Source organism: Pseudomonas sp. dw_612, assembly GCF_018449725.1.
Lineage (GTDB): Bacteria > Pseudomonadota > Gammaproteobacteria > Pseudomonadales > Pseudomonadaceae > Aquipseudomonas.
Map to the genome: position 1 here is coordinate 271,458 of NZ_JAAVVC010000003.1, position 16,524 is coordinate 287,981.

General features: G+C 61.1%; 16 protein-coding genes. All 16 read left to right on the forward strand.

Annotated features, from left to right (window positions below):
* Positions 1-134: 134 nt before the first annotated feature.
* The 16 genes from tssA to icmH all read left to right on the forward strand — a co-directional run bounded on the left by tssA (position 135) and on the right by icmH (position 16,513).
* Entirely contained in the window at positions 135-1,691 is a 1,557-nt protein-coding gene (gene tssA / locus HB680_RS06890) for a type VI secretion system protein TssA (protein WP_213937803.1), read from the forward strand.
* Between the two features lie 32 nt (positions 1,692-1,723).
* Positions 1,724-2,227, forward strand: coding sequence for a type VI secretion system contractile sheath small subunit (gene tssB / locus HB680_RS06895; protein ID WP_213937804.1), 504 nt, complete (start codon positions 1,724-1,726; stop codon positions 2,225-2,227).
* Positions 2,228-2,255: 28 nt separating this feature from the next.
* The gene (gene tssC / locus HB680_RS06900; protein WP_213937805.1) at positions 2,256-3,731 is read left to right on the forward strand and encodes a type VI secretion system contractile sheath large subunit; all 1,476 of its coding nucleotides are present in this window, start codon (positions 2,256-2,258) and stop codon (positions 3,729-3,731) included.
* 14 nt (positions 3,732-3,745) lie between these two features.
* Positions 3,746-4,165, forward strand: a complete 420-nt coding sequence (tssE, locus tag HB680_RS06905; RefSeq protein ID WP_213937806.1) for a type VI secretion system baseplate subunit TssE — start codon at positions 3,746-3,748, stop codon at positions 4,163-4,165.
* Positions 4,162-4,578 carry a hypothetical protein gene (locus HB680_RS06910; RefSeq protein WP_213937807.1) on the forward strand — a complete coding sequence of 139 codons (417 nt, stop codon included), beginning with the start codon at positions 4,162-4,164 and terminating at the stop codon, positions 4,576-4,578. Before tssE ends, HB680_RS06910 begins: the two co-directional genes overlap by 4 nt.
* Positions 4,579-4,622: 44 nt before the next feature.
* Positions 4,623-4,916 (forward strand): hypothetical protein, encoded by a 294-nt coding sequence (locus HB680_RS06915; RefSeq protein WP_256735474.1) that lies wholly within the window; start codon positions 4,623-4,625, stop codon positions 4,914-4,916.
* 16 nt (positions 4,917-4,932) lie between these two features.
* The gene (locus HB680_RS06920; protein WP_346657356.1) at positions 4,933-5,361 is read left to right on the forward strand and encodes a hypothetical protein; all 429 of its coding nucleotides are present in this window, start codon (positions 4,933-4,935) and stop codon (positions 5,359-5,361) included.
* 24 nt (positions 5,362-5,385) lie between these two features.
* Positions 5,386-7,173 (forward strand): type VI secretion system baseplate subunit TssF, encoded by a 1,788-nt coding sequence (gene tssF / locus HB680_RS06925; RefSeq protein ID WP_213937808.1) that lies wholly within the window; start codon positions 5,386-5,388, stop codon positions 7,171-7,173.
* Positions 7,137-8,144, forward strand: a complete 1,008-nt coding sequence (gene tssG / locus HB680_RS06930) for a type VI secretion system baseplate subunit TssG (RefSeq protein WP_213937809.1) — start codon at positions 7,137-7,139, stop codon at positions 8,142-8,144. The genes tssF and tssG overlap by 37 nt, the downstream gene beginning before the upstream one ends.
* A gap of 14 nt (positions 8,145-8,158) precedes the next feature.
* The gene (tssH, locus tag HB680_RS06935; RefSeq protein ID WP_213937810.1) at positions 8,159-10,813 is read left to right on the forward strand and encodes a type VI secretion system ATPase TssH; all 2,655 of its coding nucleotides are present in this window, start codon (positions 8,159-8,161) and stop codon (positions 10,811-10,813) included.
* A 10-nt stretch (positions 10,814-10,823) separates the two neighbouring features.
* The gene (locus tag HB680_RS06940) at positions 10,824-12,344 is read left to right on the forward strand and encodes a sigma 54-interacting transcriptional regulator (protein WP_213937811.1); all 1,521 of its coding nucleotides are present in this window, start codon (positions 10,824-10,826) and stop codon (positions 12,342-12,344) included.
* Between the two features lie 93 nt (positions 12,345-12,437).
* Entirely contained in the window at positions 12,438-12,578 is a 141-nt protein-coding gene (locus HB680_RS06945; RefSeq protein WP_213937812.1) for a type VI secretion protein, read from the forward strand.
* A gap of 17 nt (positions 12,579-12,595) precedes the next feature.
* The gene (gene tagH / locus HB680_RS06950; protein ID WP_213937813.1) at positions 12,596-13,792 is read left to right on the forward strand and encodes a type VI secretion system-associated FHA domain protein TagH; all 1,197 of its coding nucleotides are present in this window, start codon (positions 12,596-12,598) and stop codon (positions 13,790-13,792) included.
* Between the two features lie 5 nt (positions 13,793-13,797).
* The gene (tssJ, locus tag HB680_RS06955) at positions 13,798-14,298 is read left to right on the forward strand and encodes a type VI secretion system lipoprotein TssJ (RefSeq protein WP_213937814.1); all 501 of its coding nucleotides are present in this window, start codon (positions 13,798-13,800) and stop codon (positions 14,296-14,298) included.
* 2 nt (positions 14,299-14,300) lie between these two features.
* On the forward strand, positions 14,301-15,632 hold the full coding sequence (gene tssK, locus HB680_RS06960; RefSeq protein ID WP_213937815.1) for a type VI secretion system baseplate subunit TssK: 1,332 nt from the start codon (positions 14,301-14,303) through the stop codon (positions 15,630-15,632).
* 5 nt (positions 15,633-15,637) lie between these two features.
* Positions 15,638-16,513, forward strand: a complete 876-nt coding sequence (gene icmH / locus HB680_RS06965; protein ID WP_213937816.1) for a type IVB secretion system protein IcmH/DotU — start codon at positions 15,638-15,640, stop codon at positions 16,511-16,513.
* The last annotated feature ends 11 nt before the right edge of the window (positions 16,514-16,524 follow it).

The following is a 16,524-nucleotide window of genomic DNA, read 5'->3' on the forward strand; positions in this document are numbered from 1 at the left end:
CATAGTGATTACGATGCGCCCACTTGCAAGAGCACGAACTCAATTGGATGAGAATCATCGCAGCTCTTTGATACTGTCCCTCGCCGCTGAAACTCCAATGGGCGTGTGACCGTAATCCTAATTAAAGGCCATGGATGTCCTACTCAAGCAAACTTTCCGCCCATTACCTTGATCTCGCAAAAGCCTCTGTTTCCAAAGAGAATTTCGCGGGCGAGGATGTTCGCTTTTCGAGCGAATATGAGGCCCTGGAAAGCGAGCTGGCCAAAGCCCAATCGATGCACGAAGCCGGTCAGATCGACTGGCTGAAAATCCGTGAAAACAGCGAAAACCTGATACGTACCCAATCCAAGGATTTGCGGGTCGGCGCTTGGCTGACCTGGGCTTTGTACCAGCGCGAGTCCTTCCAGGGGCTGTTGGCGGGGCTCGGTCTGCTGCACCATTTGTCGGAAAACCATTGGGCCGAAGTTCACCCGAGCAAGGCACGCACGCGCTCCGCTGCCATCAGTTGGTTGGTGCCGCGTCTTGAGCAGGTGTTGACCGAAAACGTCGCGATCAAAGAGCAGTTGCCGATGTTCCGCCGGATGGTGGAACACCTTGAAGGTCTCGATGCCGCGTGTACCGAGCACTTGGGCGACGACGCGCCATTGCTGCTGCCGATCTCCCGCCGCCTGAAAAACATGGTGCAGCGCGCCGCCGACAACCAGCCGGAACCCGGTGTGGTGGGGGCCGCCGTGGCCCAGGTCAAGCAAGCCGCGACCCAACTGTTCACTCCGGGCGCACCGATCGACAACGAAAAAGAAGCCCACAAGGCCCTGCGTGCCCAGCAGGAAAACGCTCGCCCGCTGTGCGCCTGGTGGCTCAAGCAGAAAGCCACGGACCTGCGCGCCCTGCGCCTCAATCGCACGCTGCTGTGGTTGCCCATCGATGCGGTGCCCGAGCGCAATGCCGAGCAGATCACCATGTTGCGCGGGCTGCCGGCGGACAAGCTCAAGGCCTATCAGGATCGATTCGATCAGGCCAAATACGCGGACCTGTTGGTGGAACTGGAGGCAAGCCTGGCGAAGGCGCCGTTCTGGTTCGATGGCCAGCGAATGGTCTGGGAATGCCTTCAGGGGCTGAACGCCGAGATGGCAATGCGCGAAGTGGAAATCCACTTCGCGCTTTTGATTCAGCGCCTGCCCGGGATCATCGAATTGCGTTTCCATGATGGCGCGCCGTTTGCCGATCCGGCCACCCGCGCCTGGGCCAGCGCCCATGTCATGCCGCACCTGCAAAGCGCCAGTGCGCCGCGCAAGGTTGAAGTTGCTGACAACCAGCCGGCCTGGGAAGTGGCCCTGGAAGAAGTCCTGCCGATCTTGCGCAAGGACGGCCTCAAGGCCGCCGTGCAAATCCTCAAGCAGGGCCTGCAAGCCGCCCAAGGCGGGCGGGCGCGATTTTTCTGGCAGTTCGCCCTGGCGCGGCTGTGCTTCATGGCCAAGAAGTACGAACTGGCCAGGACCCAACTCGAAACCCTCGACCAAACATTACAGGACTCAGGCCTGAACGCCTGGGAGCCCGATCTTGCGCTGGAAGTGCTGCATTTGCTGCATAGCTGCTGCGAGTTGTTACCGCAGAACCATGCCGTACGTGAACGCAAGGAAGAGATTTATCGCAGGCTGTGCCACCTCGATCTCGAAGTGGTACTCGAATAGGCCCCAGGGCCACAACCGCAAGGAGAAAAGCCATGGCCAAAGAAGGCTCGGTAGCCCCCAAGGAACGCATCAACGTCACCTTCAAACCTGCCACCGGTGGTGCTCAGGAAGAGATTGAGTTGCCGCTGAAACTACTGGCAATCGGTGACTACACCCACCGCAAGGACGAACGCAAAGTCGAAGATCGCAAGCCGATCAGCATCGACAAAATGACCTTTGACGAAGTGCTGGCCAAGCAAGAGCTGAGCCTGACGTTGAGCGTGCCGAACCGTCTTCAGGAAGAAGGCGAGGCTGACGAGCTGGCCGTGCAACTGCGCGTCAACTCGATGAAGGACTTCAACCCGGCCAGCCTGGTCGAGCAAGTGCCTGAGCTGAAAAAACTGATGGAACTGCGCGACGCGCTGGTGGCCCTCAAAGGCCCGCTGGGTAACGCGCCTGCGTTCCGCAAAGCCATCGAAGGCGTTCTCGCCGACGACGAATCCCGCGGTCGCGTACTGGGTGAGCTGGGCTTGAACGCCGCCGCCCAGGACGCCTGAGTCTCTATCAGCCAAGGAAGCCAACACAATGAGCACTAGCGCAGCACAGCAAAAGAGCAAAGAGAATGGCGAATACAGCATTCTCGACAGCATCATCGCCGAAACCCGCCTGACGCCGGACGACGAAGCCTACGACATCGCCAAGCGCGGCGTGTCGGCGTTCATCGAAGAACTGCTCAAGCCGCAGAACAACGGTGAGCCGGTCAAGAAGGCCATGGTCGACCGCATGATCGCCGAGATCGATGCCAAGCTCAGCCGCCAGATGGACGAAATCCTGCACCACCCGGACTTCCAGTCCCTGGAATCCTCGTGGCGTGGCCTGCAGTTGCTGGTCGATCGCACCAACTTCCGCGAAAACATCAAGATCGAAATCCTCAACGTCTCGAAAGAAGACCTGCTGGACGACTTCGAAGATTCGCCGGAAGTGATGCAGGCTGGCCTGTACAAGCACATCTACACCGCTGAATACGGTCAGTTCGGTGGTCAGCCAGTCGGCGCGATCATCGCGAACTACTACATGTCCCCGAGCTCGCCGGACGTGAAACTGATGCAGTACGTGTCGAGCGTTGCCTGCATGTCCCACGCGCCGTTCATCGCGGCGGCCGGCCCGAAATTCTTCGGTCTGGAAAGCTTCACCGGCCTGCCGGACCTCAAGGATCTGAAAGATCACTTCGAAGGCCCGCAATTCGCCAAATGGCAGAGCTTCCGCGAGTCGGAAGACTCCCGTTACGTCGGCCTGACCGTGCCGCGTTTCCTGCTGCGCAACCCGTACGACCCGGAAGAAAACCCGGTCAAATCGTTCGTGTACAAAGAAACCGTCGCCAACAGCCACGAGCACTACCTGTGGGGCAACACCGCCTACGCGTTCGGCACCAAGCTGACCGACAGTTTCGCCAAGTTCCGCTGGTGCCCGAACATCATCGGCCCGCAGAGCGGTGGCGCGGTTGAAGACCTGCCGTTGCACCACTTCGAAAGCATGGGCGAAATCGAAACCAAGATTCCTACGGAAGTATTGGTCAGCGACCGTCGTGAATACGAATTGGCCGAGGAAGGCTTCATCTCCCTGACCATGCGCAAAGGCTCCGACAACGCGGCGTTCTTCTCCGCCAGCTCGGTGCAGAAGCCGAAGTTCTTCGGCATCAGCGCAGAAGGCAAGGCTGCAGAGCTGAACTACAAGCTCGGCACCCAACTGCCGTACATGATGATCGTCAACCGCCTGGCTCACTACTTGAAAGTGCTGCAGCGCGAGCAACTCGGTTCGTGGAAAGAACGTACCGACCTCGAGCTGGAACTGAACAAGTGGATCCGCCAGTACGTGGCCGACCAGGAAAACCCGAGCGCCGAAGTCCGTGGCCGTCGTCCACTGCGCGCTGCCCAGATCATCGTCAGCGATGTCGAAGGCGAGCCTGGCTGGTACCGCGTCAGCCTGAACGTGCGCCCGCACTTCAAGTACATGGGTGCCGATTTCACCCTGTCGCTGGTTGGCAAGCTGGACAAAGAGTAAGCGGAGCCTAACTCATGACTGGATACGGCAGCCTTTTCGAACGCCTGGGTGGCGACGCGGACAAACGCGTCGGCTGGAGCCGCGAGGTCTCCGCCATGGCGTCCGTGGCTGCCCATCTGGCCAAGATGCTCAGCACCCGTGCGGGCAGCGTGCAAACGCTGTCCGATTACGGGCTACCCGATCTCAATGACATGCGTCTGAGCCTGCACGACTCCCTGAGTCAGGCCCGTCTGGCCATCGAAAATTTCATCGAAGCCTACGAGCCGCGCCTGAGCAATGTGCGTGTCATTTCCCTGCCGCGTGATCACGATCAACTTCGCCTGTCCTTCAGCATCGAAGGCCTGCTGGAAGTTGAGGGTTTCAAGCGTCAGGTCAGTTTTGCCGCGCGCCTGGATGGCAGCGGTCAAGTCAAGGTCAACCAGGGAAACGCATGACGTGGCTGCATTTGAAAATGCATAGCGCTAGGGTGATTGGCCTGATGGTTCACTCGCTGGCCTGCGTGCTCTACATCGTTTTGAATGGCTACGCCGTGCCTGTCTACAAACAGCTTGCCGGGGGCCTGACTTCTCGTGGTGTCGTCATCGGCATGGCCATGTACCTGATTTTCTATTTTTTCGTGTTTCTGAATTTCGTATTGGTCTTTGTCCATCGCTTGGCGATCCAGTTTGGCATCGCGATTTTCATGATGGCGTCGATCCTGTTCTACATGCTGCCGCAGTATCCGGTTCGCGGCATGGCGTATTGCGCGCTGGCGGGTGGTTTGACCGTGTCCGCCATTCTGGTGACGCGGGCCGTCACGACGGCTTTGACCCGGTGGCGGTTGAGCAAGGGAGTGTTCCAGTCGTGAAGTTGGCCACCGGTGCGCTCATCAGACATCCCCTGGCCCGCGGGTTGGCTGCCCTTGTGGCGGCAGCGGCGTTCCTGGCCTGGACGACACCGGTGTTTTCCAACGCCCTGATGTTGCTCATGGATCGGGAAAACTTCATTCCGCCAGAGTCATCCATCTGGATGTTCGAACCCTACGACATCAATCAGGGCTCGAGTTCTTATTGGGTCTATGGCGAAGACCTGCTGAATTTTTACTACTTCGCCCGCACCCCTGAAATGCCCTACCGGTTGATCGCCAGGGACAACACATGCGCGGGTTTTGACAAGCGTGATGTAAGCACATGGTGTACGCCATGAACGCAGGTGTTTGCCAGTGATCAGCTTGAGCCGACGCCTGTTCCTGGGCGCCGCCCTTTGGGTGCCGATTGTCGTGCTGGTGGCTCTGATGATCCTGGATTGGGTCGCGGGCTACTCAGTGAAACCAGACTGGAAGCAGTTCGTGCTGATACACGTCCTCTCGTTCGGCGTCCCGGCCTATATCGCTTTTGCCGCTTGGCAAACGCGAGCGCTGAGTAAAGTAGCCGAACAGCAGGTTGTGAAGAAAATCCTGTGCGCGCCGCTGACGTTCATTCCTTTTTACGCGGCGCCATGGGTGATCGGCGGGCTGGGGCTTTTGCTTTTTGGGCAACTTGTCGGGCTCGGACTGATGGTGATGTGGGTGGCGATGTTGCCTTACCTGCTGGTCGTCGGCTACGTCATTTCCGGGCTGACGGCCGCGCTCTACTGGACGTTTTATTCATGAGATTTCATACCAGGCAGGTAACCCGTGTCCTTTAACCACTACTACCAAAGCGAGCTCACCGCACTTCGCCAGTTGGGACGTCGATTCGCTGAGCGTAGCCCGGCGTTGGCACCTTTCCTGGGCCAGGCCGGGCGGGATCCGGACGTGGAGCGGTTGCTCGAGGGCTTTGCTTTCCTGACCGGGCGCCTGCGCCAGAAGCTCGATGACGAACTGCCGGAACTCAGCCATTCGCTGATGCACCTGCTGTGGCCCAACTACATGCGGCCGCTGCCGGCGTTCAGCATTTTGCAATTCGACCCGCTGAAGCGTTCGGGTCCTGCTCTGGTGGTCGAGCGCGACACACCGGTGGAAAGCGTCCCGATTGATGACGTGCGTTGCCGCTTCCGCACCTGCTACCCGACCGAAGTCTTGCCGCTGGACCTGGCCGCGCTGAACTACTCGGTGAAGGGCGACGGTTCGCTGTTGAGCTTGCGTCTGGAAATGAGCGCTGACGGCCACCTCGGTGAGCTGGAACTGAGCCGCTTGCGCCTGCACTTTGCCGGCGAGCGCTACATCAGCCAGATGCTCTATCTGAGCCTGCTGCGCAACCTGGAAGGCATCGAACTGATCCCGCTGGACGGCGCCGGCAAGCCGATCAATGGCGTCAACGGCACACCGATGGCGTTCAAAATGCCCGGCGACCGCGTGCAACCGGTGGGTTTTGCCGAAGAAGAAGCGTTGATCCCGTATCCGCTGAACACCTTCCGTGGCTACCGCTACCTGCAAGAGTATTTCGCCTTCCAGGATAAATTCCTGTTCGTCGATATCAACGGTCTGGACCTGCTCAAGGCATTGCCGGAAGACACCCTCAAGCAAGTGCGCGGCCTCGAATTGCGCTTCGACATTCGCAAGAGCGGCATCCAGCGCCTGCGTCCGACCCTGGACAACGTGAAGCTCTACTGCACGCCGATCGTGAACCTGTTCAAGCACGATGCACTGCCGATCCGCCTCGACGGCAAACAAGACGAATACCTGCTGCTGCCGGCCGAATACGACCTGGAAAACTGCGGCGTGTTTTCCGTGGAAACCGTCACAGGCTGGAAGCCCGGCGGCCTCGGCTATCAGGAATACGTGCCGTTCGAATCCTTCGAGCACGACCCAAGTTTCGACGTGCCCAACAGCCGTCCGCATTACAGCATCCGCCAGCGTTCGTCCTCGTTGCACGACGGCCTCGACACCTACCTGAGCTTCGGCATCCGCCACACCGAAGCCCACGAAACCCTGTCGATCGAGCTGATGTGCACCAACCAGAACCTGCCGCGCAAGCTCAAGCTCGGCGACATCAGCCAGGCCTGCGAAGAGACGCCGGAGTTCCTGAGTTTCCGCAACATCACCCCGGCCACGCCGAGTTATGCGCCACCGCTGAACCGTGACTTCCTCTGGAAGCTGATCAGCAACATGTCGCTTAACTATCTGTCCCTGGCCGACGTCAATGCGTTGAAGGTGATTCTCGAAACCTACGACCTGCCGCGCTACTACGACCAACACGCGGAAAAAGTCAGCAAACGCCTGCTGGGCGGGCTCAAGTCGATCAAGCACCAGCACGTCGACAGATTGCACCGAGGGTTGCCGGTACGCGGGTTGCGCACCGAGCTGACCATCGACCCGGAAGGGTATATCGGCGAGGGCGACCTGTTCGTTTTCGCTTCGGTTCTTAACGAGTTTTTCGCGCTTTACGCCAGTCTCAATTCGTACCACGAGCTACGCGTAAAAAGCACACAGGGAGAGGTGTACCAATGGACACCACGTATGGGCCTTCAGCCGCTGCTTTAAGCGGACTGACCCGAGGAATACGCGAGTACTCGCTGTTTCAGGCCGTGCTGCTGGTGGTTGACCGGCTGCGCGAGGCCCACCCGCACCTGAGCCAGGACGACTTGTACGATCAGCTGGAATTCCAGGCCAACCCGAGCCTGGGTTTCCCTGGCAGTGACGTCGATCGCGTGGAGTTTTTCACCGAGCACGGGCACCTGCGCGCGCGTATGCGTTTCAACCTGATCGGCCTGGTCGGCTCCGGTTCGCCGCTGCCGGCGTTCTACGGCGAACAAGCCTTGGGCGACAGCGAAGACGGCAACCCGACGCGCCACTTCCTCGACCTGTTCCATCATCGCCTGCAACGGCTGATGCTGCCGATCTGGCGCAAGTATCGATACCGCGCGAGCTTCGAGAGCGGCGCGCTCGACCCGTTCTCGTCGCAGCTGTTCGCGCTGATTGGCCTCGGCGGCGAAGAGATCCGCAAGGCCAAGGAACTGAACTGGAAACGCCTGCTGCCGTACCTCGGCCTGCTCAGCTTGCGGGCGCACTCGGCGGCGCTGATCGAAGCGGTGCTGCGTTACTACTTCAAACACGCCGAACTGACCATCGAGCAGTGCATCGAGCGTCGCGTGGAAATCCTCGACGAGCAGCGCAACCGCCTCGGTCGCGCCAACAGCATGCTCGGCGAAGACCTGGTGCTGGGCGAACATGTGCGCGACCGCAGCGGCAAGTTCCGGATTCATATCCGCGAGCTCGACTGGCTGCGCTTTCACGAATTCCTGCCGATCGGTTTCGGCTACCAGCCGCTGTGCGCGCTGGTGCGGTTCACCCTGCGTGACCCGCTTGATTACGACATTCGCCTGGTGCTGCGCCAGGAAGAAATCCGCGAACTGCGAATCGGTGAGCAGAACGCCTGTCGCCTGGGATGGACCAGTTGGCTGGGCCGCGAAAAAGCGGACGGCGTGGTGACCCTGGGCAGCAAAATTCATTAAGGACAGATGACCAAATGAGCAACGTAGACCTGCAACAACTGATTCAGGCGCTGGACGCCGAAACCCGTCGCGACCTGGAAAGTTCGGCCGAACGCTGCGTCGCCCGTGGCGGCAGTAAGATCCTCGTCGAAGACTTGCTGCTGGGCTTGCTGGAGCGCCCGAATGGCCTGCTCGCACGCGCGCTGCAGGATGCCGAAGTGGACGCCGGGGAACTGAGCGCCGCGCTGCAATCCCGGGTCGAGCACAGCGCTTCGCGTAACCCGGTGTTCGCTCCAGAACTGGTGCAATGGCTGCAAGACGCCTTGCTGGTGGCCAACCTTGAACTGGGCCAGACCCAGGTCGAGCAAGCGGCGCTGATCCTCGCACTGCTGCGTAACCCGATGCGCTACGCCGGCAGTCGCTACCAGGCGTTGCTGGCCAAGCTGAACATAGAGCGCCTGAAAGAATTCGCCCTGTCCCAGAAAGAGCAACCGGCCACCGGCAAATCGGCCGTGCCCGGCGAATCCCTGTTGCAGCGCTTCACCCACAACCTGACCCAACAGGCCCGCGACGGCAAACTCGACCCGGTGCTGTGCCGCGATGGCGCGATCCGCCAGATGGTCGACATCCTCGCCCGTCGTCGCAAAAACAACCCGATCGTGGTCGGTGAAGCCGGTGTCGGTAAAACCGCCATCGTCGAAGGCCTGGCCTCGCGCATCGCCGCCGGTGAAGTGCCGCAAGTCTTGAAAGGCGTCGAGCTGCTGTCCCTGGACATGGGGTTGTTGCAGGCTGGTGCCAGCGTCAAAGGTGAATTCGAACGTCGGCTCAAAGGCGTGATCGACGAGGTCAAAGCCTCGCCAAAACCGATCATCCTGTTCATCGACGAAGCCCACACCCTGATCGGCGCGGGCGGCAATGCGGGCGGTTCCGACGCGGCCAACCTGCTCAAGCCAGCCCTGGCCCGTGGCGAGTTGCGCACCATCGCTGCGACCACGTGGGCGGAGTACAAGAAATACTTCGAAAAAGACCCGGCCCTAGCCCGTCGTTTCCAACCGGTGCAACTGCACGAACCGACCGTCAGCGAAGCGGTGACCATCCTGCGAGGCCTGGCTCAGGTTTACGAGAAGAGCCACGGCATCTACCTGCGCGATGACGCGGTGGTCGCAGCGGCCGAGTTGTCGGCGCGTTACCTCGCCGGGCGTCAACTGCCGGACAAAGCCGTCGACGTGCTCGACACCGCGTGCGCCCGCGTGCGCATCAGCCTCGCCGCCGCCCCGGAAAGCCTGGAGCGCCTGCGTGGCGAACTGGCTGAAGGCGGTCGTCAGCGTCAGGCCCTGCGCCGGGATGCCGAGGCCGGTTTGTTGATTGATCTCGAAGCGCTGGAGGCGTTGGAAGCGCGCCTGGAAGAAGCTGAAGACGAGAGCGTTGCCCTGGAAGCGCTCTGGACCGAACAGAAAGAACTCGCCGAACGCCTGCTGGATCTGCGTCAACAACTGGCCAAGGCTCGGGTCGCCGTCACCGTGGAACCTACCGTCACGGTTGAAGAAGACGCCGAAGGCACCGTGATCGAAACCCTCGAAGTGCCTGTCGACGAAACCCAAACCGTCGAAGCACTGGAAGCCGCACTCAACGAAACGCACAAAACCCTGACGGCGCTGCAAGTCAAAGAACGTCTGGTGAGCTTCGAAGTCTGCCCGCGTCTGGTGGCTGAAGTGATTAGCGCCTGGACCGGCGTGCCGTTGGCGCAACTGGCCCGCGAGCACAACGCCAAGGTCGCGAGTTTCGCCACTGACCTGCGCATCCGCATCCGTGGCCAGGAACAAGCGGTTCACGCACTGGACCGCTCGATGCGCGCCACCGCTGCCGGCCTGAACAAGCCCGACGCGCCGGTGGGCGTGTTCCTGCTGGTCGGCCCGAGCGGCGTAGGCAAGACCGAAACCGCCCTGGCCCTCGCGGATTTGCTGTACGGCGGTGATCGTTTTATCACCACCATCAACATGTCCGAATTCCAGGAGAAGCACACCGTGTCGCGCCTGATCGGTGCGCCGCCGGGCTACGTCGGTTACGGCGAGGGCGGCATGCTCACCGAAGCCGTGCGCCAGAAGCCTTACTCCGTCGTGCTGCTCGATGAAGTCGAAAAAGCCGACCCGGACGTGCTCAACCTGTTCTACCAAATCTTCGACAAAGGCGTGGCCAACGACGGGGAAGGGCGCGAGATCGACTTCCGCAACACGCTGATCCTGATGACCTCGAACCTGGGCAGTGACCTCATCGCCGAACTCTGTGAAAACGGCGAGCGACCATCCGCCGAAGTGCTGGAAGAAACCATTCGCCCGGTGCTGAGCAAACACTTCAAACCGGCACTGCTGGCGCGGATGCGCGTGATCCCTTACTTCCCGGTGGGCGGCCCGGTGCTGCGCGAGCTGATCGAAATCAAACTCGGTCGTTTGGGCGAACGCCTGAATCGTCGTCAACTGGATTTCACCTGGTGCCAGAACCTCGTCGATCACCTGTCCGAGCGCTGCACCCAGAGCGACAGCGGCGCGCGCCTGATCGACCATCTGCTGGACCTGCACGTCCTGCCGCTGGTTGCCGACCGCTTGCTGGACGCAATGGCCACCGGTGAAAGCCTCAAGCGCGTTCACGCAACGCTCGACGGCAACGCCAGCGTGATCTGCGAGTTCGCCTGAGGTGGGTGTGATGTTCACTCAAGTGCCGCAACCACTGGTCTACGCTGAAGCCTTGCTGGCGCAGTTCGCCAGCCTGTCGCGGGCGGCGGACGGTGCTGCGCTGCTGGGTGACTTCGTGCGCGGCCTGGCCGAACTCAGTGGTTGCGAGCTGACCCAGTTGTACCTGCTGGACGCGACGCACATGTGCCTGGGGATGAACGCCGAGTGCCTCAACGGCATCCTGCAACCCCGGGAAGCGGCGAGCCTGCCGGCGGACTACAACGGTGAGCAATTGCTGCAATTTGCCCTGTGCCAGAACCGCGTGGTGAGCCTGGGAGAATTGAGCGGCAGCCTGCACGAAACCAGCTTTCTGCCGCCTCAGGTCAAACCCTGGCAATCACTGCTGTGCGTGCCGCTGGTCAATCAGCAGAAGGCCGTCGAAGGCTTGCTGCTGTGCGCCAGCCACCGCCATATCGACCTGCAAGGCTTTGCCGATTCCCTTGGGCAACTGGGTTCGTTTGTGCTCGGTCAACTGCATTTGCTGCAACGCCTGCGTCAGCCCGTGGGTGCCACAGCGCCGGCCACCCGCAGCGTGCCGAGCATCAGCGGTTATGGCTTGATCGGAAAAAGCGCGGCCATGCGCCAGACTTATTCGTTGATCAGCAAAGTCTTGCACAGCCCGTACACCGTGCTGCTGCGTGGCGAAACCGGCACCGGCAAGGAAGTCGTGGCGCGAGCGATTCACGATTGCGGCCCGCGTCGTTCCCAGGCGTTCATCGTGCAGAACTGCGCGGCGTTCCCCGAGAACCTGCTGGAAAGTGAACTGTTCGGCTACCGCAAAGGCGCCTTCACCGGCGCTGATCGCGACCGCGCCGGGCTGTTCGACGCGGCCAATGGCGGCACCTTGTTGCTCGATGAAATCGGTGACATGCCGTTGTCCCTGCAAGCCAAGTTATTGCGCGTATTGCAGGAAGGCGAGATCCGTCCGCTGGGCTCCAACGACACCCACAAAATCGACGTGCGCATCATCGCCGCCACGCACCGGGATCTGGCGGTGCTGGTCAGCGAAGGCAAATTCCGCGAGGACTTGTACTACCGCCTCGCGCAATTCCCGATTGAGTTGCCGGCCCTGCGTCAACGGGAAGGCGACATTCTCGATCTGGCCCGACACTTCGCGGAAAAGGCCTGCTCGTTCTTGCAACGGGATGCGGTGCGTTGGTCCGATGCCGCGCTGAATCACCTGTCCGGTTACGCCTTCCCCGGCAACGTGCGGGAACTCAAAGGCCTGGTCGAACGCGCGGTGCTGCTGTGCGAGGGCGGCGAGTTGCTGGCCGAGCATTTCTCCCTGCGCATGGAAGCCATGCCGGAAGACAACAGCGGCCTGAATCTGCGCGAACGCCTGGAGCAAGTCGAACGCAGTCTGTTGCTCGATTGCCTCCGCAAAAACGACGGCAACCAGACCCTCGCTGCCCGCGAACTCGGGCTGCCACGCCGCACCCTGCTGTATCGCCTCGGGCGCCTGAATATCAACTTGGGTGATTTCGATGGGTAGGCAAACGACCTTCGATTTCACCTCATTCGCTTCTTACAGCGCCGCCCGAAAGGGTCGGCGCTTTGTGCTTTGTCTACCCATGGAGACCCTCTGATGCCTCTTCGTCACTGGCAAGCCGTCCTGCTGACCCTCGTCGTTCTATGCGGCCTCGGCGGCTGCAGCGGCAATTACAAATTCAACGACAACACCTATCGCCCATTGGGTGATCCGCAGGCGGTCAATCGCGGCAAGTGACCGCAAGGAGCATCATCATGGAACTGGTTTTCGAAATGCTGAACACCAAGCAGTTCGTGCCCACGGATTTGTGCCAGAAGACCTTCAAGCAGGCCGGTGGCGTGATTGGCCGGGGCGAGGATTGCGACTGGATCATTCCGGACCGCAAGCGTCACCTGTCCAACCACCACGCGTTGATCAGCTACCGCGAAGGCACGTTTTACCTGACCGATACCAGCAGCAACGGTATCCAGGACAGCGAAAGCGGCGCGCGCCTGCGCAAGGGCGAAGCCATGCGCATCGAGCACGGCAGCGTCTACGTGCTGGGTGATTTCGAGATCCGCGCGCGACTGGTGCGCGACCCGGCGACCTTCGACGTCGAAGTCGGCCGTCCGCAGGCGGCGGGCAGCATCATTCCTGACGATGCGTTCCTCGATCTCGACCCGCTGAACGCCCTCGATCAGCAAGAGCGCGTGTACTCGGAAATCGACGAACTGATCTCCCCGCGCGCGGCGCCCGAAGACACCCGTCAACGCGCCGACTACGCGCGCATCGACATGGAAAGCCTGATGGTGCCGGAGCTGATCGAAGCCCCGGCCGAACCTGCGCCAGCCCCGGCGCCGAAAGCCGTCGAGCGTCAGAGCGAAGGCTTTTGGGAGCACTTCGGTGCCGCCCTGGGCGTGGACCTCAAAGGCCTCGACCACGACGCCCGCGAAGCCGTGGCGCTGAACGCTGCGCGCTTGCTCAAGCAAAGCGTCGGCGGTTTGCAACAGAGCCTGCGTACCCGCAGCGAGCTGAAAAACGAACTGCGCCTGGCCCAGACCATCGTTCAGGGCACCAACAAAAACCCGCTGCGCTTCGCCGTTGATGCCGGGGAAGCGCTGGGCATTCTGTTGCAGCCGAACAAGCCGGGGCAGTTGCCGGCCGAACAGGCCATCTCCCGTTCGTTCCGCGATTTGCAGGCGCACCAGGTGGCGTTACTGACCGCCAGTCGCGCAGCGGTCCGCGGCACGCTGGAGCACTTCTCGCCCGAGCAACTGACCTTGCGCTTCGAGCGCGACAACAAGCCGATCCTGGCCACTTCCGGCAGCCGCTGGAGAGCCTACGGCCGTTATCACCAAGCCCTGCGTCAGGACGATGACTGGAGCGAACGCCTGCTGGCCCGCGACTTTGCCCAGGCCTACGAAGAACAGATCCGCCTGATTTCCTCCCTTCACAACGACCACCAAGGATGATGCGCATGTCTCGCTGCTCGACCGCTTTTTTCAAGACGCTGACAGCGCTCGCGGCCCTGGTGCTGCTGGCCGGCTGCTCGTCGCTGTCGCCGTATTCCACCGTAACCAAACTCAACCTGAAGTTGACCGCCAGCGATCAACTGAACCCGGACCTCAACGGTCGTCCGTCGCCGATTGTCGTGCGCCTGTTTGAACTCAAGCACCCGGTGGCGTTCGAGAACGCTGACTTCTTCAGCCTGTACGAGCGCGCCAAGGAATCCCTGGCCCCGGACATGGTGGCGACCGAAGAGTTGGAACTGCGTCCGGGCGAAACCGTCGAGCTCAAGCTCAGTGTGGAGGAGGGCAGCCGTTACGTCGGCGTCCTCGCGGCCTACCGCGACCTGCCGGAAACCAAATGGCGCTACACGGTGCAAGTCACCCCGGTGGCACTCACCGAGGCTGACCTGACACTCGACCAGTCCGGCATCCGCAACACCAATGAAACGCTCGCCAAGGCGGTTGACTGATCATGAACTCCCATAAAGTCATTTGGCAGGAAGGCATGCTGCTGCGTCCGCAGCACTTCCAGCACAACGATCGCTATTACGACCACCAGATGAAGACCCGCACCCAGTTGCTGGGCAGCTACACCTGGGGCTTCCTGAACCTGGACATCGACTTGCAGTTCCTCAACATGGGCAAACTGGTGATCAGCCAGGCCTCAGGGATTCTGCCGGACGGCAGCCTGTTCGAGCTGGGCGGCAACACCGAGCCGCTGGCCCTGGACGTACCGCCGAACACCGGCAACACGCCAATCTACCTGGCGTTGCCGCTAGTCACCGGCAACCACATCGAGGCCCGTCGCCCGGAGCAATCCGACGTGCTCGCGCGCTTCACCGCGTATGAAGCCGAGGTCGCCGACTCCAACGCCGGTGACGACTCTTCCAGCCAGGTCAGCTGCGCCCGCCCGGACTTCAAACTGTTGCTCGGCGAGCAACAGAGCGACCAGGCCTACGTGAAACTGAAGGTCTGCGAAGTGCTCGACACCACGCCCGACGGCGTGATCAGCCTCGACCCGGATTTCGTGCCGACCTACATCCAGGCGCACGCTTCCAGCTACTTGCTGTCGTGCCTTAAAGAAGTGATCAGCATGCTCGGCCACCGGGGCGACACCATCGCCGACCGGATCCGTTCCAACGGTAAGGTCGGTGGCGCGGAAGTCGGCGACTTCATGATGCTGCAACTGATCAACCGCACCGAACTGCTGCTGCGCCATTACCTTGGCCTGGAACAGGTTCACCCGGAAGAGTTGTACCGCACGCTGCTGACCATGCTCGGCGATCTGGCGACGTTCTCCAGCGACAGCAAACGTCCGCGTCTGGACAGCCGTTACCAGCACAGTGACCAGGGCGCGAGCTTCCGCAAACTGATGGAAGCGATTCGTCAGGTGCTGTCGATGGTGCTCGAACAGCACGCCATCGAACTGGTGCTGCAAGCGCGTCAGTACGGGATCATCGTCTCGCCGTTGCACGACCACAAACTGCTGGGCTCGGCGTCGTTCGTGCTCGCGGCCAGTGCCAACTGCGATTCCGAAGAACTGCGCCACCGCTTGCCGGCGCACCTCAAGGTCGGCCCGGTGGAGCGCATCCGCCAACTGGTCAACCTGCATCTGCCAGGCATCAAGGTCAAGCCGTTGCCGGTGGCCCCGCGGCAGATCGCGTTCCACTCCAACAAAACCTATTTCATCCTCGAACTCAGTTCCGAAGACCTGGCACAGCTCGAGCGCTCCGGCGGCTTCGCGTTCCACGTGTCCGGCGAATTTGCCGAGCTTGAACTGAAATTCTGGGCCATCAGGAACTGATCGATATGATTAAGGACATGGAACACAACCAGGACGATAAAACCGTCCTGCTCGACCGTCAGGGCCACGGCCCGGCGCAGAGTCCGCTGACTGACTTCGCTGCACCACCGCGTTTCGAACAGCTGGAAGAACGCATGATCTACGCCGCGCGTCTGCGCCCGGCGGAAGCGTTCAACATCAGCCTCAATTCGCTGGTGGCCGCAGGTTCCGACCTGTTGTCGGAAGTGGTGCGCCTCAAGCACAGCGACACCCGCGAAGACATGTACGCGCTCAATGAGCGACTGACCTCCGCGCTGAAGCTGTTTGAAGTGCGCGCCCTGCACAACGGCGCCGAAAGCAGCCAAGTGATGGCCGCCCGTTACGTGCTCTGCACCGTGGTCGACGAAGCCGTCGTGACCACACCGTGGGGCAACGAAAGCGAGTGGTCGCAAATGAGCCTGCTCAGCAGCTTCCACAACGAAACCTTCGGCGGTGAGAAGTTCTTCCAGTTGCTGGATCGCCTGTCGAAAAACCCGGTCAAGCACCTGCCGATGCTGGAGCTGATGTACCTGTGCCTGTCCCTGGGCTTCGAAGGCAAATATCGGGTGCAAGCCCGCGGCATGCTCGAGCTCGAAGGCATCCGCGACGCCTTGTATCGCCAGATTCGTCAACTGCGCGGCGACGTGCCACGTGAATTGTCGCCCCATTGGGAAGGCTTGAACGATCAGCGCCGCAGCCTGGTGCGCATCGTGCCGGCCTGGATGGTGGTGCTGTTCACGTTGGTGTGCCTGGTGGTGATGTATTCGGGTTTTGCCTGGGTACTGGGCGAGCAACGCGAAACCGTTCTGCAACCTTATCAGCAGCTAGATCCGGCCGCGGTCCAGCCGCTGTCGAAGCCGTAAACAGGGACGTG